This window comes from Cupriavidus sp. 2TAF22, from assembly GCF_052115045.1.
GTDB lineage: Bacteria > Pseudomonadota > Gammaproteobacteria > Burkholderiales > Burkholderiaceae > Cupriavidus.
On the sequence record NZ_JBFRFX010000013.1, the window covers coordinates 198419 to 222275 of the forward strand.

The following is a 23857-nucleotide window of genomic DNA, read 5'->3' on the forward strand; positions in this document are numbered from 1 at the left end:
CCGGCTGTTGTCGCCAATCAGGCTATTGTCGCCGGTATTGCCCCCGGCCGTGGGCGCGGCTCGCACCGCTCAGAAACCGAAGGGCCGCGGCGCGGACGCCGGCCCTTGCTGCTCCTTGGCCTTGGCGCGACGCTCGTCGACATCCTTCTGCCGTTGTTCGGCGTCGTGCTGCTTGGCCTCGAAGGCCTTTACGTTCTCTTGCCGCTGCTGCGCCTTCTGCGCGCCCTGCTCCTGCGCTTGCCTGACGCGGGCATCGAAGTCGGCCTGCTTCTTGTCATAGGCCTGCGCATTGGCTGCGCGCTGCGGGGCGCCCGCCTGGTGCTCGGCGTCGCGCAGCTGCTGCTCCTGCTGCTTGCGCTCGAAGCTCGCGCGGCTGGCCTGCTCGTTGGCCTGGCGCTTGGGTTGATCGGCCTCGTATTCGGCACGCCGGATGGCCTGTTCGCGATCGCGCTCGACCGCCTTGAACGCGCGCTCCGCATCGCCCACCTCGAGCTCGCGCTTGCGCAGCACCTGCAGTTCCGCGCGCTGCACGTCCTTGGCCTTGTCCACGCAGTGCGTGACGAAGAACTTGGCGTAGCAATCGTGCGCCGCCTGGCCGTAGCGGTAGTTGGTCCAGTCGCGCGAATCGTTGATGGCCTTGCGCTCGGCGGCGAAGTCCCGGGGCGGCGCCTGCGGCGCTGCAGCTTCGGCGGCAGGCGCAGCACTCTGCGCGGCGCCCGGCACCGGCGCCAGCAAGGCTGCCGCGCTGGCAACCAGCAGGATGAAGTGAGCCCGCAGCGAGCGAGGCATGCGGGTCGCCGCGCGGGTAGCGCGAAGGGCTGGGAACGCGGGCGCGCAAGCGGCCGGATGTGGCTTGACGATCATGCCCCGATTCTAACATCCGGCCTGCTTGTTGCCCCACTGGGGCCGCACCGGGGCCGCACCCGGGCCGCATTGATATCACGCCGGCCGCATGCCGGCGTGGCGGCACCACGCCGGCTTGCGCGCACCGCGTCTCGCCGCGTCGCGCTTGTGGCAAAATGCCCCGCTTTCGACTGACTGTTTTCCTGATGTCCAAACTGCCAGCTTCCGTCACGCAAAAGATCGTGTCGCTCATCGCGGCCGAACTGTCCGTCCAGCCCCGCCAGGTGGCGGCGGCCGTTGAACTGCTCGACGAAGGCGCGACCGTGCCTTTTATCGCCCGCTACCGCAAGGAAGTGACCGGCAACCTGGACGACACGCATCTGCGTACGCTGGAAGAGCGCCTGCTCTACCTGCGCGAGATGGAAGAGCGCCGCGCCGCCATCCTGGCCTCCATCGAGGAACAGGGCAAGCTCACGCCCGAGCTGCGCGCCGCCATCGAAGGCGCCGAGACCAAGCAGACGCTGGAAGACCTCTACCTGCCCTACAAGCCCAAGCGCCGCACGCGCGCCCAGATCGCACGCGAATGCGGGCTGGAGCCGCTGGCCCAGGCGCTGCTGGCCGACCCCACGCTGGATCCGCAGGCCGAGGCCGCCAAATACGTCAACGGCAACCCCACCGCCGACGGCGGCGTGCCCGACGTCAAGGCCGCGCTGGACGGCGCGCGCGACATCCTCTCCGAGCAGTTCGGCGAGACCGCCGAGTTGCTCGGCAAGCTGCGCGAGCACCTGTGGAGCAACGGCCTGGTCAGTTCTTCCGTGATGGAAGGCAAGGAAAACGCCGAAGAAGAAAAATTCCGCGACTACTACCAGTACAGCGAAACCATCCGCACCGTGCCGTCGCACCGCGCGCTGGCGCTGTTCCGTGGCCGCAATGCCGGCGTGCTGATGGTCAAGCTGGGCCTCGGCGAAGAACAGGACGCGCTGGTGCCGCATCCGTGCGAAGGCATGATCGCGCGCCATTTCGGCATCCAGAACCAGAACCGCCCGGCCGACAAGTGGCTCGGCGACGTCTGCCGCTGGTGCTGGCGCGTCAAGGTGCAGCCGCACCTGGAAACCGAACTGCTGACGCAGGTGCGCGAGAGCGCCGAGAACGAGGCCATCAAGGTGTTCGGCCGCAACCTGCATGAACTGTTGCTGGCCGCGCCGGCGGGCCCGAAGTCCGTGATGGGCATCGACCCGGGTATCCGCACCGGCTGCAAGATCGCCGTGGTCGACACCACCGGCAAGCTGATCGACACCGCCACCATCTACCCGCACGAGCCGCGCCGCGACTGGAACGGCTCGCTCGCCACGCTGGCGCGCCTGGCCCGCCAGCACAACGTGATGCTGGTCTCGATCGGCAACGGCACCGCCAGCCGCGAGACCGACAAGCTGGTGCAGGACCTCATGAAGCAATTGCCCGAAGCCAAGCTGACCAAGATCGTGGTCAGCGAGGCAGGCGCTTCGGTCTACTCGGCATCCGAGCTGGCGGCCAAGGAATTCCCCGACCTCGACGTGTCGATCCGCGGCGCGGTCTCGATCGCGCGCCGCCTGCAAGACCCGCTGGCGGAACTGGTGAAGATCGACCCCAAGTCGATTGGCGTGGGCCAGTACCAGCATGACGTCAACCAGCGCGAGCTGGCGCGCGCGCTGGACGCCGTGGTCGAGGATTGCGTGAACGCCGTGGGCGTGGACGTCAACACCGCCTCGGCCCCGCTGCTGGCGCGCGTGTCGGGCCTGAACACGGTGCTGGCGCGCAATATCGTCGACTACCGTGACGCCAACGGCGCCTTCCCCAACCGCGATGCCCTCAAGAAGGTGCCGCGCCTGGGCGACAAGACCTTCGAGCAGGCCGCCGGCTTCCTGCGCGTCAACGATGGCGACAACCCGCTGGACCGTTCCTCGGTCCACCCCGAAGCCTACCCGGTGGTCACGCGCATCCTCGAACACATCAAGAAGGGCCTGCCCGACGTGATGGGCAACCGCGAAGCCTTGCGCGGCCTGTCGCCGACGGCTTTCACCGACGAGACCTTCGGCCTGCCGACGGTGCGCGACATCCTGTCCGAGCTGGAAAAGCCCGGCCGCGATCCGCGCCCCGAGTTCAAGACCGCCACCTTCCAGGACGGCGTGGAAGACATCAAGGACCTGCAGCCGGGCATGGTGCTCGAAGGCGTGGTCACCAACGTGGCCGCCTTCGGCGCGTTCGTCGATATCGGCGTGCACCAGGATGGCCTGGTCCACATCTCGGCGCTGTCCACCAAGTTCATCAAGGATGCGCACGAGGCGGTCAAGGCCGGCCAGATCGTCAAGGTCAAGGTGATGGAGGTGGACGTCAAGCGCAACCGGATCGGGCTGAGCATGCGGCTCGACGACGAACCCGGCCAGGGCCCGGCGCGTGCCGGCCAGGGCGAGCGCGGCAACGCGCCGCGCCAGGGCCAGAACAAGGGCGCTGGCGGCGGACGCCGGGAAGCCGAGCCGAGCGGCGCGATGGCGGCCGCCTTCGCCAAGCTCAAGCGCTGAAAGGCGGGGGGCTACCGCCCCCCTCGCTTGCCCATCAGGCCGGACCGTCCGATCACGGTCCCCGTCTTGTGCGCCGGCTCCGGGTCAGAGAAACCGGCCGCCTCGATGGCCGGCGACAGTTGCCGCAAGCCGGCATTCCTGCGCGCGCTGCGCAGCGACTCCATGCCGTCGTTCCACGCGTGCAGCATCTGCTTGGCCACGTCTCGCCATTGCGGCTCGTTGCGCGACGCCGCGATGAGTTCATGGCCGACCGCCACCGCCGAATCGCACAACGCCTCGACCATGGCCGCATAGCGGCGCGGCGCGATGCCCATGCGTGTGTTCAGCAACCGCTCCAGCGCCTTGCCTGCCGCCCAGGTCTTGCGTCCGTCGATGAAGAGTCCGGGCGGGTTGCTGGCGTAGCGCGGGTAGGCCTGGGTCGTGACGATGTCGTAGACCGGGGTGAACCTCACATCGTCCACGCCCGAGTAGTACAGCGCGATGTTCTTCGCGTGGCAATCGGCATTGCGCACCACATAGTTGACCAGCAGATGCCAGGCCAGGTGTTCCATCTGTGCCTGCAAGGCATCGCGCGCCAGGTAGGAGCGGGCCGCCGCCAGCACCTTCTCCGTGGTGGCAGCGTACTTCTCGTGCGGCGGCAAGCCGAGCAGGCCGCACATGTCTTCCACGCCGTACACCGGCAGGCCCGCTTCATCCACGTCGAAACGCTCGACCACCAGCGCGCGGCCATCGTCCGACATGCGCGTGGCGGCCACCGGCACCACGCCCAGGCGCTCGAGCACGCGCATCGAATGGAACTCGTTGAAACCGAGGAACGGCGTGCTGTCGTCCGATCCCTTGACGATATAGCGGCTGGTGCGCAAGGTGGGCTTGCCAAGCGGCATCGCCTCCTCGTCACGCGCGTCCGGCGCGATGAATTTCGGCACCGCGCCGGAAATGGCCGCGCGGGCATATTCCCTGACCAGGGCCGCGAAATGCGCTTCGGTGTTGTCACCGTGCAGGATACGCTGCACGTCCAGCCCCTGCAGTTCCGTGCCGGGCGCCACGCCCTCCGGCGTGACCGTGACGCGGCCGATGCCCATGGCACCCACCACCGCCAGCAGCGACAGATCGGTGCCGTCGAGCAAAGGCCCGAACTGCTCGCGGATCAGGTTGAGCAGGAAGCCCTCGGGCAGGTTCTGGCGAAAGAAGGGATGCAGGTCGCGCGGCCAGCGCCAGGGCTCTTCGCGCACCGGCATGGCAAGCGAGACGAAGTCTTGCGGCTGTGCCTGCGCGAGATACTTGAGCACGTATTCGTCGCGCTCGCGGTAGAGCGTGGCGACGCGCCGCCGCATGACATGGACATCGAGCCTCATGGCAGCACCCTCATTGCGGCGTCTCGCGCTGCTCGGCCAGGATGTCGTCGAGGGTGCGGCCGTGGCCATGCCTGACCACCTTGAGGTCGTAGCCGGCCGATTCGAGCAGCCTGACCAGCGCGGAGACGCTCATATCGCCGCGGGCGAGGGTTTCCATGCGGGCGACGGTAGTGCGTGCCACCCCGGCGCGGTCGGCCAGTTCCTGCTGGGACAGGCCGGCTTCGCGGCGGACCTCGCGAAGCATCTCGCCGACATCGGCCATGGTTGTCATTCTGTAGCCCCCGAGCATCAAAACAGTTCGAAAACCGTTTTATTGTAGCCGGTGGGCGACAAAATAAAAGGTCAATCCTGATGCCTTCGGGCTACAAAATTGGGGGAAAGCCCGTATTCTGTAGCCCATGGGCATCAAATGCCGGGCTCCTGGCGCCGAACCGGATCAGATCTCTACCTTCGTCCCCAGCTCCACCACCCGATTGGCCGGGATCTGGAAGAAGTCAGACGGCTTGGCGCCGTTCTGATGCATCCAGGCAAACAGGCTTTCGCGCCACATCGACATGCCCGGCAGCTTCGAGGGAATCACCGATTCGCGGGCGATGAAGAAGGAAGTTTCCATCAACTCGAATTGCATATTGAGCTTGCGCTGCGCGAGATCCAGCACGCGCTGCACGTCCGGGGTCTCCTTGAAGCCGTACTCGGACTTGAGGACAAAGACGCCGCCGCCCAGATCCTTGCAGATCAGGCGGTGATCGTCGTCCACGAAGGGGATGTCGCGCGTGACAAAGCTCAGGAACACCACGCGCTCGTGCAGCACGCGGTTGTGCTTGAGATTGTGCAGCAGCGAAACCGGCACCGATTCGGTATTGCCGGTCAGGAACACGGCCGTGCCTTCGACGCGATGTGGCGGATGCGCCAGCAGCCCGCCGATGAACGGCTCGAGCGGGATGCCGTCTTCCAGGCTGCGGGCGCGCAGCAGCTTGCGGCCGCTGTGCCAGGTCATCAGCAGGAAGAAGGCGGTGCCGCCCATCAGCAGCGGGAACCAGCCGCCTTCGGCGACCTTGAGCAGGTTGGCCGCGAAGAAAGCCAGGTCGACCAGCAGGAAGGTCAGTCCGATCACCGTCACCAGGACGGGGTTCCACTTCCACACATTGCGCATCACCACGGCGGCCAGGAAGGTGGTGATCACCATCGTGGTCGTCACCGCGATGCCGTAGGCGGCGGCAAGGTTCTCCGACTTCTTGAATGCCAGCACCACGGCCACGACCAGGACCAGCAGGATCCAGTTGATCACCGGCAGGTAGATCTGGCCGATCTCGGCGGCGGAGGTGTAGCGGATGCGCATGCGCGGCACGAAACCAAGCTGGATGGCCTGGCTGGTCAGCGAGAATGCGCCCGAGATGACGGCCTGCGAGGCGATCACGGTGGCGCAGGTGGCCAGCAACACCATCGGCAGCAGCAGTGGCTCCGGGACCATCAGGTAGAAGGGATTCTGGATGGCCGCCGGGTTCTGCAGGAGCATCGCGCCCTGGCCGAAATAGTTGAGCATCAGGCAAGGCATCACCAGCACGAACCAGCCCAAGCTGATCGGGCGCCTGCCGAAATGCCCCATGTCCACATACAGGGCTTCCGCGCCGGTCAGCACCAGGAACACCGAGCCCAGCACCACGAAGGCCTGCAGCGAATGCTCCGTCAGGAAGCGCACGCCATAGAGCGGGTTGACGGCCAGCAGGACCGACGGCACGCCCACCAGGTTATACAGGCCAAGCGCGCCCAGGGCCAAGAACCAGACGATCATGATCGGCCCGAACAGCTTGCCCACCGCGCTGGTGCCGCTGCGCTGGATCATGAACAGCGCCACCAGGATCACCAGCGTGATCGGGATGACGAAATGCGACAGGCCTGGCGCCGCGATCTCCAGCCCCTCCACCGCGGAAAGCACGGAAATGGCGGGGGTGATGACCGCATCGCCATAGAACATGCAGGCGCCGAAGATGCCCAGCATCATCAGCATCTTGGCCGTCCTGGAGCGTGGCGCAGCCGTGCGCAGGGCCAGCGCCATCAGCGCCAGCACGCCGCCTTCGCCATCGTTGTCGGCCCGCATGACGAACATCACGTACTTGATGGACACCACGATGGTCATGGCCCAGAACAGCATCGAGATGATGCCCAGTACCGCGTCTGCGCTGAAGGGAATGCCGTGCTCGGCGCTGAAGCACTCTTTGAGCGAGTACAGCGGGCTGGTACCGATATCGCCAAAGACGACGCCGATCGCGCCGATCACCAGTGCACGCTTGCTAGGGCTTTCGACGAAATAATGACTGGTTGCGGTCTGGGTCATGGATATGGGTCTGGTTGAAAGGCTCGCGCAACGCTTCCGGCGCCTGGCCGGACCGCCATGACTGGCGGAACTGGCAAAGCGGCCGAAACAGGCGAAACGGGCGAAACGTGCGAAACGGGCAACAGAACCCCGTCACGCTATTGCATTGCACAAACGCGCGCCATTCTAGATGAAGTGCCGGGAGACGACCACTGGGGAGCATCCTGCCTTGAGAACCTGCCTCGAGCCGGTGACTGGTCAAGCATGCGAGGGAAGCCCCGCCCGGTCAAGCGCTTGCGCGCGCCAGCGCACCAATTCCTGGCAGGGCCGCGCGGGCATGCCGTTGCTGCGTCGCCACAAAACATGCCTCTTAATCCACATCTATACGCCGAGGTAGCGGTCCAGCACGCCTGGCTGCGCGGACAGCTCCGCCGCGGGCCCGTTCATGACCACCAGGCCCTTCTCCAGCACCACCACGCGGTCGGCATTGGCCAGCACGGTGCGGAAGTTGCGGTCCACCACGACCGAGGCGATGCCGGTAGCGCGCACGGTGGCGATCACCTGCCAGATTTCCGCCACGATGCGCGGTGCCAGGCCCTCGGTGGCTTCGTCGAGGATCAGGCAGTCGGGATTGGTCATGAGCGCGCGGCCGATCGAAAGCATCTGCTGCTCGCCGCCGGACAACTGCTGCCCACCGTGAGCGAGGCGCTCCTTGAGGCGGGGGAACAGATCAAGCACCCTGGCCTCGTCCCAGTCGAGCCGGCCGGACGGTCCCTTGCGGGCCGCCATCACCAGGTTCTCGCGCACCGAGAGATTGGGGAAGATACCGCGCCCCTCGGGCACGTAGGCCACCCCCAGCCGCGCCACCTCATACGGCTGGGCACGCGAGACATCGCGCCCGCCGGCGAAGACGGTGCCCTGGCGCTGCCGCACATGCCCGAGCAGGGTCCGCAGCAGCGTGCTCTTGCCCATGCCGTTGCGGCCGAGCAAGCCCACCGTTTCGCCCTTGCCGACGCTGAAATCGATGCCGCGCAGGACATGGCTGCTGCCGTACCAGGCGTTCACGCCGGTGGCTGCGATCATTTCGCTCATGCTGCCTGCTCCTTGCATGCCGCGCGCTGCTGCCCGCCTGCGTGGGCTCCCCCGTGGTCGTCCTCTTCCCCCAGGTATGCCTGTTGCACCTCCCGGTTGACGCGGATCGCGTCCGGCTCGCCGGAGGCGATCACGGTGCCGTTGACCATCACCGTGATCCGGTCGGCGACCGAGAACACCGCTTCCATGTCATGCTCGACGAGCAGCACCGCGTGGCCGTCGCGCAGCGAGCGCAGCAGTGCCAGCATGCGCGCCGACTCCTCCGCGCCCATGCCCGCCAGCGGCTCGTCCAGCAACAGCACGGTGGGCTGCGTGGCCAGGCACATGGCCACCTCCAGCTGGCGCTTCTGGCCGTGTGACAAGGCGGCGGCCAAGGTATCGGCACAGCCGGCCAGGCCGGCGCAATCCATCGCCTCGTCGCCCAGCGCCCGGCTGGTGCGGCAGCGCTGCGCGCCCTCCCACAGGCGCCATGCGCGCTGGGCGCGCGACTGCGCCGCGAGGCGGCAGTTCTCGCGCACCGTCAGCGGCAGGAAGATATTGTTGCGCTGGTAGCTGCGGCCAATGCCCTCGCGCGCCAGCCGCGGCTGCGCCCACCCGGTCACATCGCGCCCCTGCAGCCGCAGGGTGCCCGAGGACGGCGGCAGCTCGCCGGAAAGCATATTGATCAGCGTGGACTTGCCAGCGCCGTTGGTGCCGATCACGGCGTGGATCTCATGCAGGGCGAGGTCGATATCCACGTCGCCCACTGCCGTGAGTCCGCCGAAGCGGCGCGTCAGCTTGCGGGCCGACAAGACCGGTGCGTTCATCGCGATTCTCCTTGGCGGCGGCGCGCGAACACGCGCGCCAGGCTGATCAGCCCGTGCGGCAGCAAGGCCACCGCCACGATGATGAAGCCGCCCATCAGCAATTGCCAGTGCTTGGTCAGCGTGCTGAACCATTCCGCCAGCAAGACGAAGGAAAAGGCGCCCAGTACCGCGCCGGCCAGGCTGCCCGCCCCGCCCAGGATCACCATCAGCATGGCATTGCCAGACTGGTGCCAGGATGCGATTTCCGGGTTGACGAAGCCATACTGGATCGCATACAGGTAGCCTGCCAGCCCGGCGAAGGTCCCGGCCACCACGAAGGCGCCGAGCTGGTAGCGGTAGGTGGCATAGCCCGCCGCGCGCATGCGCTGCTCGTTGTGCCGGATGCCCACCAGCGCGTGGCCGAAGCGCGAGCGCAGCACCAGCGCCAGCCCCGCCACCGTCAGCACCAGCGCGCCGAGCACCAGCCAGTAGAAATGCGCGACGTCGTTGACGTCGAACGGACGCGCGCCCAGCAGATCGAACTCGGGCCGGAAATAGATATAGGTGCCGTCGCTGCCGCCTGCGATCTTGGTGTCGTGGAACACGAAGAACACCATCTGGGCGAAGGCCAGCGTGACCATGATGAAATAGATGCCGCGCGTGCGCAGCACCAGCGCGCCCACCACCAGCGCCAGCGCCGCCGCCGCGCCGAGCGCGCCTAGCAGCAGCAGCCAGCCGTTGCCGGGACCGGCCTGCGGCGCCAGTATCGCGGTAGCGTAGGCCGCCACCGCGAAATAGGCCGCGTGTCCCAGGCTGACCAGCCCGGTGTAGCCGATCAGCAGCTGCAGCGACAGCGCGAAGATCGCCATGATCATGACCTTGCTGAGCAGCTCGATATAGAAGCGCTGCCCTTCCGCGCCCAGCAGCAGCGGCATCACGGCCAGCGCCGCGAACACCGCCATCCAGCCCAGCCCGCCGCGCCAGGGCACGGCCCCGGCACGCACGCGCGGCGCGCCATCCAGTGCATTGATATCGCTCGGCATATCTTCCTACCCCGCCTTGAACAAGCCCTGGGGTTTCCAGAGCAGGATGAGTGCCATCAGCAGGTAGACCAGCACGCCCGAGGCCTCCTGCCAGAACACCTTGCCGAAGGTATCGACGAAACCCAGCAGCAGCGACGCCACCATGGCGCCCTTGACAGAGCCGATGCCGCCGATCACCACCACCACGAAGCACACGATCAGCACCTGGCCGCCCATGCCCGGGTAGACCGAGGACACCGGCGCGGCGATCATGCCGGCCAGCACCGCCAGCGCCACGCCGAGCGCGAACACGAACCGGTACAGCACCGTCACGTTGATGCCGAGCGACTGCACCATCTCCCGGTTGGTGGCGCCGGCGCGGATCATCATGCCCAGGCGCGTGCGACGGATCACCACGTACATGGCGGCCGCCACCAGCAGGCAGATCGCCGAGATGAACAGGCGATAGACCGGATAGGTCATGTCGTTGCCGATCGGCAGCGCCCAGTCGAGGATGGGCGGCACGGTGACACCGTGGACGTCGTCGTCCACCAGGATGCTGCGCATTTCCTCGAAGACCAGGATCAGGCCGTAGGTCATCAGCACCTGCTGCAGGTGCTCGCGCTGATAGAGATAGCTGAAGAACACCCACTCAAGCACATAGCCGAATGCTACCGCCAGCACGATGCCCAGCGGGATGGCGACCAGCAGGTTGCCGGTCAGCCCGGCCAGCGTGAAGGCCAGGTAGGCGCCCAGCATGTAGAAGCTGCCATGGGCGAGGTTGATCACGCCCATGATGCCGAAGATCAGCGTCAGGCCGCTCGCCACGAGGAAGAGCAGCAAGCCGTACTGGATGCTGTTAAGGCACTGTATGAAGAAGGAAACGATATCCATGGATGCCCATGCGCCAAAGCGGCAACGCAGTTGCGGTATGCGACCGCGCCGTCCCGCGGCTGGCGCGGGGACGCGGCGCGGAGGAACTGACTTTGGCCCGCCACCGCGCGATCGGCGGGCCGCGGCGGTCAGCCGCCATCAGCCGCTCAGAGGCGGCAGCCGCGCGCCGGATCGGCCAGCGCCTTCACGGCGATGCCGCCGATCTTGTTCTCGCGGCCATCGACCTTGCGCAGGTAGAAGTCCTGCACCGGGTTATGCGCCTTCGACAGCGTAAAGGAGCCGCGCGGGCTGTCCACCCGGGTCTGCTCCATCGCCTTGATCACCTCGGCCTTCTTGCCCATGTCGCCCTTGACCGCGTTCGCCCCCGCGGCCAGCAGCTGGGCGGCGTCGTAGCCTTGCACCGCGTAGACGTCCGGCTGCAGCTTGTAGGTCTTGGCGTAGCCCAGGCGGAAGCTCTGGTCGCGCGGGTTGGCCAGGCCGTCGGCGTAGTGCAGCGTGGTTTCCAGGCCCTGCGCGGCCGGGCCCTGCGCCTCCAGCGTGCCGTCGGTGAGGAACCCCGAAGCGTACAGCGGGATCTTGTCCTTGAGGCCAGCCGCGGCCCAGTCCTTGACGAACTTCACGGCGCCGCCGCCGGCGAAGAACACGAACACGGCGTCCGGCTTGATCGACGCCACCTCGGTGATCAGCGCCTGGAACTCGACATTGGGGAACGGCAGGCTCAGCTCCTTCACCACCTTGCCGCCCTTGGCCTCGAAGGCCTCCTTGAAGCCCTTGACCGACTGCTCCCCGGCCGCGTACTTCCATGTCAGCGTGACCACCTTCTTCATGCCGCGATCGGCGAGCACATGGCCCATGGCATAGCCGGGCTGCCAGTTCGAGAACGAGGAGCGGAAGATGTTCGGGCCGCACAGCGGGCCGGTGGCTTCGTCCACGCCCGCGTTGGGAATGATCAGCAGCGTGTTGTTTTCCTTGGCCACCTTGACGATGCCCATCTGCACGCCCGAATGCACGGTGCCCACCACCACGTCGACCTGGTCGCGCTTGATCAGCTTGGTGGCATTCTCCGGCGCCTTGGCCGGATCGGACTCGTCGTCGACCTTGAAGTATTCGATTTCCCGGCCGCCGAGCTTGCCGCCCTGCTCCTGCACATACATCTTGAAGCCGTTCTCGATGGCATTGCCGAGCGACGCGTAGGTGCCCGTGTAGGGCAGCATGAACCCGACCTTGATCTTGCCGGTGCCCTGGGCGGCAGCGCCGCCGGCGAAGGCAAGGGATGCCGCGATGGCAAGGCAAGCGGGGGCCAGCCCGCGCGATGTAAAGCGATGCATGGATGTCTCCTCTGGTGGTCAAGCCGACTTCCGTCGCCGTGGCATGCATCGCCCGCCGGCAGGCTCCGCACCGTGACGGCCAGGCGTGCGCCGCAAAGGCGCCACGGATGACCGCAATGGCAGGAAACGCAGGCTGACGCGCAGGGGCGCGAAATTATTTTAGGTATGAAGTATGTGTCGTTATAAACCGGACTGCCGCCTGCGTCAACGGGTCCGGCTGGTCGCGATGTGGCGAGTGCCCGCACCGCGCGAGTTTAAGCAGCACGGTTTGCGGCGCATATCGATGGATACCCTCGATCTGTTCCATGGTCCCGTACTCGTCGTCCTCGCCCTGCACCGCCAGTACCGGGCAGCGCAGTTGTGCCAGCAGCGGGCGCAGGTCGAAGGCGCGGAAGGCGGGGTCGAGCCAGATGTCGTTCCAGCCCCAGAAGGCCGAATCCACATCGTCGTGGTAGCGCGCCAGCTTGCTGCGCAGGTCGGTCTGCAGGTAGGCCTCGCGCGTGGCCTGGATGCTGGTGACCGAGATGTCTTCCACGATGATGTGCGGCGCCAGCACGGTGATGCCATCCACCGCCTGGGGGAAGCTGGCCGCATGGATCAGCGCGATCGAGCCGCCGTCGCTATGGCCGAACAGCCAGGGCGCGCCCTGGCCGCGGCCAGGCCCGATGTCCAGCGCATCGAACAGCGCAGGCAAGGCCTCGCGCGCCTGGCGGTGCATGAAATCGACGCCCCACTTTTCCTCGGCCGGGCGCGGCGTCGCGCGGCCGTAGCCGTAGCGCGAGATCACGAGGCCGCGAAAATCGCCGGCCTCGCAGAGCGTGGCGGGATAGTCGCGCCACAAACCGACCGAACCGAGGCCTTCGTGCAGGAAGACCAGCAGCGGGCGTTCGCGCCGTTCGGGCCTGAGCCACTGCACCTCCACCCGGATACGGCGGCCGTCGAAGGGAATCTCAACCAACTCGCTTTGCATGCATCTGCCTGTTGTTGCTGTCTTGTCGCTGTCTCGTCGCTGTCTCGTCGCTGTCTCGTCGCTGTCTCGTCGCTGTCTCGTCGCTGTCTCGTCGCTGTCCTTGCCTTGCGCTGCCGATCCCGGCCCGTCAGCCCGCATCGGCCGGCGCCGGGCGGGTGGCTTCGGCGGCGCCGGCGGCTTCTTCGCGCTGGCGCAGGCGGAAGCGCTGGATTTTGCCGGTGGCGGTCTTCGGCAGCTCCGCCACGCACTCGATCTGGCGCGGGTATTTGTAGGGCGCCAGGCGCGACTTGACGAAGGCTTGCAGCTCCGCGGCCATCCCCTCGTGCCAGGGCTGGCCCGGCCGCGGCACGACGAAGGCCTTCGGCTTGACCAGCCCGTCGGCATCGCTCACGCCGATCACCGCGGCTTCGAGTATCGCCGGATGCTGGGCCAGCACGGCCTCCACCTCGAACGGCGAGACATAGATGCCGCCTACCTTGAGCATGTCGTCGCTGCGCCCCGCGTAGATGAAATAGCCATCGGCGTCCTGCAGGTACTTGTCGCCGCTGCGCGTCCATTCGCCCACGAAGGTGTCGCGGCTCTTGTCGCGGTTGCCCCAGTACATCAGCGCGGCGCTGGGTCCCTTGATGAAGAGGTCGCCGATCTCGCCCGGCGCGCACGGATGGCCCGCCTCGTCGAGCAGCTTGACCTCGTAGCCCGGGACCGGCTTGCCGGTGGTCCCGTAGCGCACCTCGCCGGGCCGGTTCGAGAGGAAAATGTGGAGCATCTCCGTCGAGCCGATGCCGTCGAGGATGTCGCAGCCGAAATGCGCCAGGAAGCGGTCGCCGATATCCCTGGGCAGCGCCTCGCCCGCCGAGGTACACACGCGCAGCGAGACCTGCGCGCGCGGCGGCAGCTCGGCCGCCGCCAGCATGCCGGCGTAGAGCGTGGGCACGCCGCAGAACACGGTCGGGCGCTGCTCGCACAGGCGGCGGAACACGGCCTGCGGCGTGGGCCGCTCGGCCATCAGCACGGTGGTGGCGCCCACGGAAAGCGGAAAGGTGAGCGCATTGCCAAGCCCATAGGCGAAGAACAGCTTGGCCGCCGAAAACACCACGTCGTCCTCGCGCAGGCCCAGCACCTGGCGCGCATAGAGATCGGCGGTATGGAACAGGTTGCCGTGGGTATGCACCGTGCCCTTCGGGCGTCCGGTGGAGCCGGATGAATAGAGCCAGAAGGCAATGTCGTCCTGGCGGGTGGCGGCCGCCTCGGCCAGGGCGATGCCCTGCTCCGCCATGCCGGCCACGCTCGGCGCGGCACGGTCATCATCGGCATCGGGCGCGGCGAGGACAAATGCGGGCGCGCAGCCCGCCCTGGCGGCGGCTTGGCGCAGCACGCCCGCCAGTGGCGCCGAAACCACCACGGCGCGCGCGCCGCTGTGCTCCAGCATATAGGCGTAGTCGTCGACGGTCAGCAACGTATTGACGGCCACCGGCACCACGCCGGCCAGCAGGCAGCCGAGGAACGCCGTGGGGAAATCGATGGTGTCGAGCGCGCACAGCAGCAAGCGCTCCTCCGGGCGTATGCCGCTGGCCAGCAGGGCCGACGCGAAGCGGCGGCAACGCTGCTCGAGTGCCGCGAAGCTCAGCGTACCGGTGTCGTCTATATAGGCGGTCTTGGCGCCGCGGCCGGCGGCAAGGTTGCGGCCGAGCAGGTCGGCTGCCGCGTTGTAGCGGGCCGGCAGCGCGGCCACGGCTGCTCCGGCCGGCGGTTGCGGGGATGCAACTGGGGGCGTCATGTCTCCACTCCTCGGTGCCGTTCCCGGGATGCGCATGGCGCCCGGGGATACGAAGTCGGTTTTTTTCGGCAGCGTGCTTGTCTGCTTCTTTTGACAATGCATTTTATTGCATATCGACTATTATGCAAGCAGAGAAATGCACTATATGACACGAGTAATGTGTCGCTTATAATCGCCACCCCGCCGCAACCGGCGGCCTTCCATCATCTCCTTTGCCGCCCCGCCATGCGCCGCGATCCTGACCCCCTGCTGGCCCCCGACCCCGCCGGCGCCCGCCACCCCGGCGAGCGCGACCCCTACCTGACCCAGCTGGGCGAGCGCATCCGCTCGCTGCGCGCTGCGCGCGGCATGTCGCGCAAGGACCTGGCGCGCGGCGCCGAGGTGTCGGAGCGCTACCTGGCGAACCTGGAAACCGGCACCGGCAACGCGTCTGTGCTGCTCCTGCGCCAGGTCGCGCGCGCGCTCGACGTGCCGCTGCCGGTGGTGCTGGCCGAGATCGACAACCGCCATGCACAGGACGGCCAGCCGGCCGCCGAGTTCGCGCAGATGGTGCAATGGCTGGCGCAACTGCCCGCGGGCGACCTGGCGCGCGTGCGCGAAGCCTGCCGCCACGCGCTGGCGCCATCCGAATCGCACGATGCGCGCCACCGCCGCATCACCCTGATCGGCCTGCGCGGCGCGGGCAAATCCACGCTGGGACGCGCCCTGGCCGAGGCCATGGAAGTGCCCTTCGTGGAACTCAACGGCGCCATCGAACAGGAAGCCGGCGCCAGCCTGGCGGAAATCCACTCGCTCTATGGCCAGGCCGCGTACCGCCGCTATGAAATGCGCGCGCTGGAACGCGTGCTGCGCGACAACGACCGCATGGTGCTCGCCACGCCTGGCAGCCTGGTCTCCGAGCCGTCGACGTTCAACCTGCTGCTGGCGCGCTGCTACACCGTGTGGGTAAGAACCTCGGCCGAGGAACACATGGCGCGCGTGGTGGCGCAGGGCGATATGCGGCCGATGGAAGGCAACCGCGAAGCCATGGCCGACCTGCGCCGCATCCTGCAGGCCCGCACGCCACTCTATTCCCGCGCCGACCTGACGATCGACACCAGCGGCCAGGATCCGGCCGCGTCCCTGCAAACGCTGCGCGCGCAACTCCGGCTGATCGGCGCCTGAGCATGCGCGTGCGCGGCCGGCCTAAGGCTGACCCGGGATTGCGCCGTGCGTCTCAATGCACTATATTTCATCGCACAAGGTGATCAAAAATATAATGCATACAGGAGACCACGATGTCCGACACCGCTGCGTCCGCATCCCCATCCGGTGACCAGGCAACACCGGTCACGTTCGAACGCGACCCGGCCCAGTATCGCCACTGGAAACTGACCTTCGACGGCCCGGTCGCCACGCTCGCCATGGACGTGGACGAGAACGCCGGGCTGCGCCCCGGCTACGCCTTAAAGCTGAATTCCTACGACCTCGGCGTCGACATCGAACTGCACGATGCCCTGCAGCGCATCCGCTTCGAACACCCCGAGGTGCGCACGGTGGTGCTCACCAGCGCGAAGGACCGCATCTTCTGCTCCGGCGCCAATATCTTCATGCTCGGCAAGTCGTCCCATGCGTGGAAGGTGAATTTCTGCAAGTTCACCAACGAGACCCGCAACGGCATCGAGGACGCCAGCCGCCACTCCGGCCTGAAGTTCATCGCCGCCTGCAATGGCACCACCGCGGGCGGCGGCTACGAGCTGGCGCTGGCCTGCGACGAGATCGTGCTGGTGGACGACCGTGCCTCGGCCGTCAGCCTGCCGGAGGTGCCGCTGCTGGGCGTGCTGCCCGGTACCGGCGGCCTGACGCGCGTCACCGACAAGCGCCGGGTGCGGCGCGATCATGCCGACATCTTCTGCACCACCACCGAAGGGGTGCGCGGGCAACGCGCGCGCGACTGGAAGCTGGTCGATGAAGTGGTCAAGCCGGCCCGCTTCGCCGAATACGTGCAGCAGCGCGCCCTGGCGCTCGCCGCCGGCAGCGACCGGCCCGCGAACCAGCGCGGCGTGCGGCTCACGCCGCTCTCGCGCAGCCAGGATGCCCACGGCTATCGCTACGACACCGTGCAGGTCCACCTGGACCCCGCCGCCCGCAAGGTGACGCTGACCGTGGCCGGGCCCGGCAAACACCAGCCGCAGACGATCGAAGCCATCGTCGCCGCGGGGGCCGACTGGTGGCCGCTGAAGATGGCGCGCGAACTGGACGACGCCATCCTCACGCTGCGCGCCAACCACCTGGACCTTGGCATCTGGATCCTCAAGACCGAAGGCGACCCGCGCCAGGTGCTGGCCAGCGACGCCCTGCTGGCGGCGCATGCCGGGCACTGGTTCGTGCGCGAGACCATCGGCATGCTGCGACGCACGCTGGCGCGCCTGGACGTCACCTCGCGCAGCCTGTTCGCCCTGATCGAGCCGGATTCCTGCTTTGCCGGCACATTGCTGGAGCTGGCGCTGGCCGCCGATCGCAGCTACATGCTGCATTTGCCCGACGCGCCCGACGACGCGCCGCGCCTGTTTGCCAGCGCCGCCAACTTCGGCAGCTATCCGATGCCCAACGGCCTCACGCGCCTGGCCGCGCGCTTCTACCAGGACGAAGCCGCCATCGAAGCCGTGCGCAGCCATGCCGGCGCGCCGCTCGACGCGCTCAGCGCGGCCTCGCTCGGGCTGGTCACCGCCACCCCGGACGACATCGACTGGGAAGACGAGATCCGCATCGCCATCGAGGAACGCGCAAGCCTGTCGCCCGATGCGCTGACCGGGCTCGAGGCCAACCTGCGCTTCGGCCCGGTGGAAACCATGGCGACCCGCGTCTTTGGCCGCCTGACGGCATGGCAGAACTGGATCTTCAACCGCCCCAACGCGGTCGGCGAGCAAGGCGCCCTCAAGGTATTCGGCACCGGCAACAAGGCCCGCTTCGACCGCGAGCGCGTGTAGGCCCGCACAGACATTACAAGCCGGCTCGCACAAGAAGCCGGCGCAGACATGGAGACCCCCGTGAGCATCGACTACAGCCAGAAGATCCCCAACAACGTCAACCTGTCCGACGACCGCGCCCTGCAGCGCGCACTCGAACACTGGCAACCGGCCTTTCTCGACTGGTGGCGCGACATGGGGCCGGAAGGCTCGCATCAGCACGACGTCTACCTGCGCACGGCCGTATCGGTGGATCCTGCGGGCTGGGCGCATTTCGAGCACGTCAAGATGCCGGACTACCGCTGGGGCATCTTCCTGCAGCCTGCGGACCCGGGGCGCCGCATCCATTTCGGCGAGCACAAGGGCGAGGCGGCCTGGCAGGAAGTCCCGGGCGAGCACCGCGCCAACCTGCGCCGCATCATCGTCACCCAGGGCGATACCGAGCCGGCCTCGGTGGAGCAGCAGCGTCACCTCGGCATGACCTGCCCTTCGCTCTACGACCTGCGCAACCTGTTCCAGGTCAATGTGGAGGAAGGGCGCCACCTGTGGGCCATGGTTTACCTGCTGCACCGCCATTTCGGCCGCGATGGCCGCGAAGAAGCCGAGGCCCTGCTGGGCCGCCGCTCCGGCGACGAAGACAACCCGCGCATCCTGGGCGCCTTCAACGAGCGCACCCCCGACTGGCTGGCCTTCTTCATGTTCACGTACTTCACCGACCGCGACGGCAAGTTCCAGCTATGCGCGCTGGCCGAGTCGAGCTTCGACCCGCTGGCGCGCACCACGCGCTTCATGCTGACCGAGGAGGCCCACCATATGTTCGTGGGCGAATCGGGTGTCTCGCGCGTGATCCAGCGCACCTGCGAAGTCATGCGCGAGCGCGATATCCGCGATCCGGCCGACGTGCGCGCCGCCGGCGTGATCGACCTGCAGACCATCCAGCGCTACCTCAACTTCCACTACAGCGTGACGATCGACCTGTTCGGCGCGGACCAGTCGTCCAACGCCGCCACCTTCTACAGCGCCGGGCTCAAGGGCCGCTTCGAGGAGGGCAAGCGCGACGACGACCATGTGCTGAAGAACGATGTCTACCGCATCCTCGACGTCAGGGACGGCCGCCTGGGCGAGCGCGAGGTGCCCATGCTCAACGCACTCAACGAAGTGCTGCGCGATGACTACATCAAGGATTCCGTGGGCGGCATCGCGCGCTGGAACAAGGTGATCGAGAAGCACGGCATCGATTTCCGCCTGACCGTGCCGCACAAGGCCTTCAACCGCAAGATCGGCAGCTTCGCCAATGTCCATGTGTCGCCGTCCGGCGAACTGCTGACCGAGGCGCAATGGCAGGCCCGCGAGCGTGAATGGCTGGCCACGGAAGAAGACCGCGCCTTCGTGGCCTCGCTGATGGGGCGCGTGACCGAGCCCGGCAGGTACGCCAACTGGATCGCGCCGCCGATGGTGGGCGTCAACCGCCAGCCGGCGGACTTCGAGTACGTGCGCTTCAACTGACGGACCGGGCGACGACCCGGCCGGCGGTACAGGAAACGGGCGGTGCAGCGGCGGCAGCAGACCGGCCGCCGCCGCCAAACCGAGAGAGACAAGAGATGGGCGCCCCCGACATCATCAAGCAGCACCTGATCGACCCCGAGATCTGCATACGCTGCAATACCTGCGAAGACACCTGCCCGATCGACGCGATCACCCACGACGACCGCAACTACGTGGTCAGGGCCGACGTATGCAACGGCTGCGGCGCCTGCCTGCCGCCCTGCCCGACCGGCGCCATCGACAACTGGCGTTTGCTGCCCAAGCGTGACGCCTATCCCGTCGAAGCCCAGCTGCTGTGGGATGAACTGCCGGCAAGCGTCCCGTTGCCGGCGGACCTGGGCGCCCCCGCGGAGCCGGACGGGCCCGCGCCAGATGGCGTGCCGGTGGCGCCACCGGAGGCGCTGGCGCAGCAGGTAGAGACCAGCCGCCACGCCTCGCCGAGGGCGCCGTGGTCGGCCGCGCATCCCTATGTGAACCTGCACGGCGTGCGCGCGCCGGTCGCGGCTGTCGTGGCCGGCAATTACCGCCTGACCGCCGAGGACGCTTCCAGCGACGTCCACCACATCGTGCTGGATTTCGGGCAGCACTTTTTCCCCGTGCTCGAAGGCCAGGCCATCGGCATCGTGCCGCCCGGCACCGATGCGTCCGGCAAGCCGCACTACATCCGCATGTATTCCATCGCCAGCCCCCGCGACGGCGAGCGGCCCGGCTACAACAACCTGGCGCTCACCGTGAAGCGCGTGCTGCAGGATCACGAAGGGCGTCCGGTAGCCGGCGTGGCGTCAAACTTCCTGTGCGACCTGGCGCGTGGCGACGAAGTGCGCGTGGTGGGCCCGTTCGGCAGCACCTTCCTGATGCCGAACCACCGCGAAGCCAGCGTGATGATGATCTGCACCGGCACCGGCTCGGCCCCGATGCGCGCCATGACCGAGCGGATGCGCCGCAACCTGGACCATTTCGCCGGCCAGCGCATGCTGTTCTTCGGCGCGCGCAATGCGCGCGAATTGCCGTACTTCGGCCCGCTGATGAAGTTGCCGCCGAGCTTTCTCGATATCCATTTCGCCTTTTCGCGCGATCCCGGCCAGCCCCGCCGCTATGTGCAGGACGCCATCCGCGAGGCCAGCGCGCGCGTGTGCGAGTTGCTCAACGACCCGCACGGCCATGTCTACATCTGCGGGCTCAAGGGCATGGAGGAAGGCGTGCTGAACGCGTTCGCGCACGCCTGCGCCGCCACCGGCCTGCCCTGGCCGGAGCTGGAGGCGGCCATGAAGGCGGAGGGCCGCCTGCATATCGAGACCTATTGAGCGAATGACAGGGTACGCAAGAGACGCAGGGACCACGCCGGGACTTCCCGGGAGATTATCCGCAAGGTGTTGTTTAGTGCTTCCCTTGCGAAACGTGGCGCCTATAATGTTTCTCAAGAAACAGGAGCGAGGCGATGCAAACCAGGCAAGTTTCCGACCATGTATCCGAGCGTATTCCTGACCGTGGCTCAGCAGCCAGTCCGGATCCCGGCACCACCCTGACCAAGGCCGTCATGCGCGCGGCCGGCTTCCTGGGCATCAGCCAGGCAGGCGTGGCCAGCGTGCTGGGCATCAGCACGGCATCGGTGTCGCGCATGGCTTCGGGCGGCTACGTGCTCGATTCGCACCGCAAGGAGTGGGAGTTCGGCGTGCTGTTCGTGCGCCTGTTCCGCTCGCTCGACGCCATCCTGGGCCACAGCGACCAGGCCCGCCTCTGGCTGGCCAACGAAAACCTGGCTCTCGGCGGCAAGCCGAGCGATCTGATCCGCACTACCGAGGGCCTGGTACGTGTCGTCCACTATCTGGATGCAACCCGCGGTCGCGTCTGAGCGCCGGCCGTTCGCGCTGACGCTCTGGCGCGCGGTGGAGGCGCAGCACGTGGTCTCGACCATGCCGCTGGTCGACAGCCTGGAAGAACAGGCCGTGCTGGAGGCCGTGCTCGATGCCGGCAAGCCCGCCGTGCCGGCCGAGGCGCGCCACCTCCACTATCTCCTGTTCACGCCGTTCCGCTACCCGCCTTCGCTCTGGGGCTCGCGTTTTCGTGGAGAGCAGGATCCGGGCGTGTTCTATGGCGCGGAGCAGATCCGCACCGCCTGCGCCGAGCTTGGCTACTGGCGCTGGCGCTTCCTGCGCGACAGCCCCGCGCTGCCGCGCATCGACGCGCGTCCGCACACGTTGTTCCAGGTCAGCGTGCGCACCGACGGCATCGCACTCGATGCGCCCCCGTTCGCGGAAGACGCGGCCAGATGGACCGACCCCGACAACTACGATGCCTGCCATGCGCTGGCACGTTCAGCGCGCGAGGCCGGCCTCGGCATGATCCGCTATACCTCGGTGCGCGATCCCGGCCACGGCCCCTGCGCGGCACTCCTGACGCCACGCGCCTTTGCCGAACCACACCCGCTCGTGACGACCACCTGGATGCTGACCGTGCGGCCCGACCGCGTCATCTGGCAGCGCGACGACCTGTTGCAGCGCGACAGTTTCCAGTTCCCCGCCGACTCCTGGCTGCCGGCCGCGACAGCGCCCCGGCGCGAGTGAACGCCGCGCCGCGCCGCGCCATGCAGTCCAACCTGCATGGCGTTCCCGCTGCGCCCCCCGACACCAAATTGTGACTGGGGTGTTGCAATGCAAAAGGAATTACCATATAATCTTTTTCTTCGACGGACGCGGGGTGGAGCAGTTGGCAGCTCGTCGGGCTCATAACCCGAAGGTCGCAGGTTCAAGTCCTGCCCCCGCAACCAACGCCGTGCAGTTCGATGCAACGGTCGTCGAGACACAAGACAACGCCCATCACGGGCGTTTTTTGTTTTGTGCGCCGGACGATCTACATCGGCATCCGGACATTCCCGAATCCCCCCTGCCCCAGCGCATCCCACCGCCCGGCAGCGTCCGTCGGCGGTGATACACTTTCGCCATTCCTCCCGGACGCCCCTCATGAAATTCTGCTCGAACTGCGGCCATGCGGTCGTGCTGCGCATCCCCGAAGGCGACTCGCGCCCGCGCCACCTGTGCGAGAGCTGCGGCACCATCCATTACGTCAACCCGCGCAATGTGGTCGGCACCATTCCCGTGTGGGAGGACAAGGTCCTTCTGTGCAAGCGCGCGATCGAACCCCGCTATGGCTTCTGGACGCTGCCGGCCGGCTTCATGGAAATCGGCGAGACCACCGCGCAGGGCGCCGCGCGCGAGACACTGGAGGAAGCCGGCGCGCGCGTACAGGTCGGCGAACTGTTTTCGATCCTGAATGTGCCGCATGTCCATCAGGTGCACATGTTCTACCTGGCCACGCTGGAGGATCTCGATATCAGCGCGGGCGAGGAAAGCCTGGAAGTGAAGCTGGTGGAAGAGGCGGACGTTCCGTGGGACGAACTGGCCTTCCCCACCGTGATCCACTCGCTGCGATGCTTCTTCGCCGACCGTGCCGCGGGCCGGCTGGCCGACGGCAGCTTCCGCCTGCACAGCCTGGATATCGACAAGCCGATGCGCCCGCTTACCAGCCGCGCCACGGTCGAGCCCTGATTCCTGGTCCATCCATCCCGAGGCAAACCCCCGCTGCCCGCAAGCCCGTCAATCCTGCATGATCACCTGGCTGGATCCGCATGATCCGTTTCCGCCGGTCGAGCGTGCGCTCGGCCCGGGCACGGACGCGCCCGGCTTGCTCGCGGCCAGCCGCGAACTGTCGGCCCAGCGCCTGCTGCTGGCTTACCGGCAAGGCATCTTCCCCTGGTACGCCGAGGGCCAGCCGGTGCTGTGGTGGAGCACGGACCCCCGCATGGTGCTGGCGCCGCAGGCGCTGCGCGTCTCCGCCACCTTCCGCAAGACCCTCAAGCGCGTGCTGCGCGACCCGGACTGGGAAATCCGCATCGACGTCGATTTCGTCGAGGTAATGCAGGCCTGCGCCCTCACGCCCCGCGACGGACAGCACGGCACTTGGATCACCGAAGACATCATCGCCGCCTATGGTGCACTGCATCGCAACGGCCTGGCCCACTGCGTGGAAAGCTGGTACCGCGGCGAGCGCGTGGGCGGCCTGTACGGCGTGGCGCTGGGGCGCATGTTCTACGGTGAATCGATGTTTGCGCGGCGCACCGATGCGTCCAAGATCGCACTGGCCGCCTTATGCGCGTTCCTCGGCATGCACGGCGTGGCGATGATAGACTGCCAGCAGGAAACCGACCACCTGGCCTCGCTCGGCGCCAGCCCGATTCCCCGCGCGGAGTTCGCGGCGCATGTGCGCATCGCCACCCGCCAGCCGGAAATCGTGCCGTGGCGCTTCGACAAGACGGTGCTGCAGCATTGGACTCAGGCTGCGGATCCGGCCCAGGCCTAGCGGGTCGCCCGGCGCCTTGGCCGCAAGCCCGGCGGGCGCGGCGCGGACGGCTTCCCCGCCTTGCCGTTTC

The 23857-nt window shown here is 67.3% G+C and carries 20 protein-coding genes and 1 tRNA gene; 10 read left to right on the top strand and 11 right to left on the bottom strand.

Translation table 11 applies throughout. The annotated features are described in order from the left end of the window. Window positions 1–69: 69 nt before the first annotated feature. Window positions 70–789 (bottom strand): hypothetical protein, encoded by a 720-nt coding sequence (locus AB4Z48_RS17300; RefSeq protein WP_441616047.1) that lies wholly within the window; start codon window positions 787–789, stop codon window positions 70–72. A gap of 260 nt (window positions 790–1049) precedes the next feature. Here AB4Z48_RS17300 and AB4Z48_RS17305 point away from each other — a divergent pair, with 260 nt between their 5' ends. Continuing rightward, window positions 1050–3401, top strand: a complete 2352-nt coding sequence (locus AB4Z48_RS17305) for a Tex family protein (RefSeq protein ID WP_441616049.1) — start codon at window positions 1050–1052, stop codon at window positions 3399–3401. 11 nt (window positions 3402–3412) lie between these two features. On the opposite strand, the gene AB4Z48_RS17310 is transcribed toward AB4Z48_RS17305, so the two are convergent. From AB4Z48_RS17310 to AB4Z48_RS17355, 10 genes are all read right to left on the bottom strand, one after another. After that, entirely contained in the window at window positions 3413–4756 is a 1344-nt protein-coding gene (locus AB4Z48_RS17310) for a type II toxin-antitoxin system HipA family toxin (protein WP_441616051.1), read from the bottom strand. A 10-nt stretch (window positions 4757–4766) separates the two neighbouring features. Next, a complete protein-coding gene (locus tag AB4Z48_RS17315; RefSeq protein ID WP_441616053.1) occupies window positions 4767–5027 on the bottom strand; it encodes a helix-turn-helix domain-containing protein in 261 nt (86 codons plus the stop codon). Window positions 5028–5192: 165 nt separating this feature from the next. Then, window positions 5193–7091, bottom strand: a complete 1899-nt coding sequence (locus AB4Z48_RS17320) for a potassium transporter Kup (protein ID WP_441616055.1) — start codon at window positions 7089–7091, stop codon at window positions 5193–5195. Window positions 7092–7451: 360 nt separating this feature from the next. Then, on the bottom strand, window positions 7452–8162 hold the full coding sequence (locus AB4Z48_RS17325) for an ABC transporter ATP-binding protein (protein ID WP_441616057.1): 711 nt from the start codon (window positions 8160–8162) through the stop codon (window positions 7452–7454). Then, complete coding sequence (locus AB4Z48_RS17330; protein ID WP_441616059.1) at window positions 8159–8968, bottom strand: ABC transporter ATP-binding protein; 810 nt, start codon at window positions 8966–8968, stop codon at window positions 8159–8161. The genes AB4Z48_RS17325 and AB4Z48_RS17330 overlap by 4 nt, the downstream gene beginning before the upstream one ends. Continuing rightward, complete coding sequence (locus tag AB4Z48_RS17335; RefSeq protein WP_441616506.1) at window positions 8965–9909, bottom strand: branched-chain amino acid ABC transporter permease; 945 nt, start codon at window positions 9907–9909, stop codon at window positions 8965–8967. Before AB4Z48_RS17335 ends, AB4Z48_RS17330 begins: the two co-directional genes overlap by 4 nt. Window positions 9910–9996: 87 nt before the next feature. After that, entirely contained in the window at window positions 9997–10863 is an 867-nt protein-coding gene (locus AB4Z48_RS17340) for a branched-chain amino acid ABC transporter permease (RefSeq protein ID WP_441616060.1), read from the bottom strand. 146 nt (window positions 10864–11009) lie between these two features. Further along, window positions 11010–12191, bottom strand: coding sequence for an ABC transporter substrate-binding protein (locus AB4Z48_RS17345; protein ID WP_441616062.1), 1182 nt, complete (start codon window positions 12189–12191; stop codon window positions 11010–11012). A gap of 154 nt (window positions 12192–12345) precedes the next feature. Then, the gene (locus AB4Z48_RS17350) at window positions 12346–13161 is read right to left on the bottom strand and encodes an alpha/beta fold hydrolase (protein ID WP_441616064.1); all 816 of its coding nucleotides are present in this window, start codon (window positions 13159–13161) and stop codon (window positions 12346–12348) included. A 127-nt stretch (window positions 13162–13288) separates the two neighbouring features. Continuing rightward, complete coding sequence (locus AB4Z48_RS17355; protein ID WP_441616066.1) at window positions 13289–14938, bottom strand: benzoate-CoA ligase family protein; 1650 nt, start codon at window positions 14936–14938, stop codon at window positions 13289–13291. Between the two features lie 225 nt (window positions 14939–15163). Between AB4Z48_RS17355 and AB4Z48_RS17360 the strand changes: the two genes are divergently transcribed. From AB4Z48_RS17360 to aat, 9 genes are all read left to right on the top strand, one after another. Beyond that, window positions 15164–16102 carry a helix-turn-helix transcriptional regulator gene (locus tag AB4Z48_RS17360; RefSeq protein WP_441616068.1) on the top strand — a complete coding sequence of 313 codons (939 nt, stop codon included), beginning with the start codon at window positions 15164–15166 and terminating at the stop codon, window positions 16100–16102. Window positions 16103–16215: 113 nt separating this feature from the next. Continuing rightward, on the top strand, window positions 16216–17907 hold the full coding sequence (boxC, locus tag AB4Z48_RS17365; RefSeq protein WP_441616070.1) for a 2,3-epoxybenzoyl-CoA dihydrolase: 1692 nt from the start codon (window positions 16216–16218) through the stop codon (window positions 17905–17907). A gap of 48 nt (window positions 17908–17955) precedes the next feature. Then, window positions 17956–19392 carry a benzoyl-CoA 2,3-epoxidase subunit BoxB gene (gene boxB, locus AB4Z48_RS17370; RefSeq protein ID WP_441616072.1) on the top strand — a complete coding sequence of 479 codons (1437 nt, stop codon included), beginning with the start codon at window positions 17956–17958 and terminating at the stop codon, window positions 19390–19392. A gap of 95 nt (window positions 19393–19487) precedes the next feature. Then, on the top strand, window positions 19488–20735 hold the full coding sequence (gene boxA, locus AB4Z48_RS17375) for a benzoyl-CoA 2,3-epoxidase subunit BoxA (protein ID WP_441616074.1): 1248 nt from the start codon (window positions 19488–19490) through the stop codon (window positions 20733–20735). A gap of 134 nt (window positions 20736–20869) precedes the next feature. After that, the gene (locus AB4Z48_RS17380; RefSeq protein WP_441616076.1) at window positions 20870–21283 is read left to right on the top strand and encodes an MbcA/ParS/Xre antitoxin family protein; all 414 of its coding nucleotides are present in this window, start codon (window positions 20870–20872) and stop codon (window positions 21281–21283) included. Next, a complete protein-coding gene (locus tag AB4Z48_RS17385) occupies window positions 21243–21995 on the top strand; it encodes an RES family NAD+ phosphorylase (protein WP_441616078.1) in 753 nt (250 codons plus the stop codon). The genes AB4Z48_RS17380 and AB4Z48_RS17385 overlap by 41 nt, the downstream gene beginning before the upstream one ends. Before the next feature lie 127 nt (window positions 21996–22122). Further along, window positions 22123–22198: transfer RNA gene (locus AB4Z48_RS17390), tRNA-Met, on the top strand. A 193-nt stretch (window positions 22199–22391) separates the two neighbouring features. Continuing rightward, window positions 22392–22976 carry an NUDIX hydrolase gene (locus AB4Z48_RS17395; protein ID WP_441616080.1) on the top strand — a complete coding sequence of 195 codons (585 nt, stop codon included), beginning with the start codon at window positions 22392–22394 and terminating at the stop codon, window positions 22974–22976. A 58-nt stretch (window positions 22977–23034) separates the two neighbouring features. Continuing rightward, a complete protein-coding gene (gene aat, locus AB4Z48_RS17400) occupies window positions 23035–23787 on the top strand; it encodes a leucyl/phenylalanyl-tRNA--protein transferase (protein ID WP_441616082.1) in 753 nt (250 codons plus the stop codon). Window positions 23788–23857: the final 70 nt, after the last annotated feature.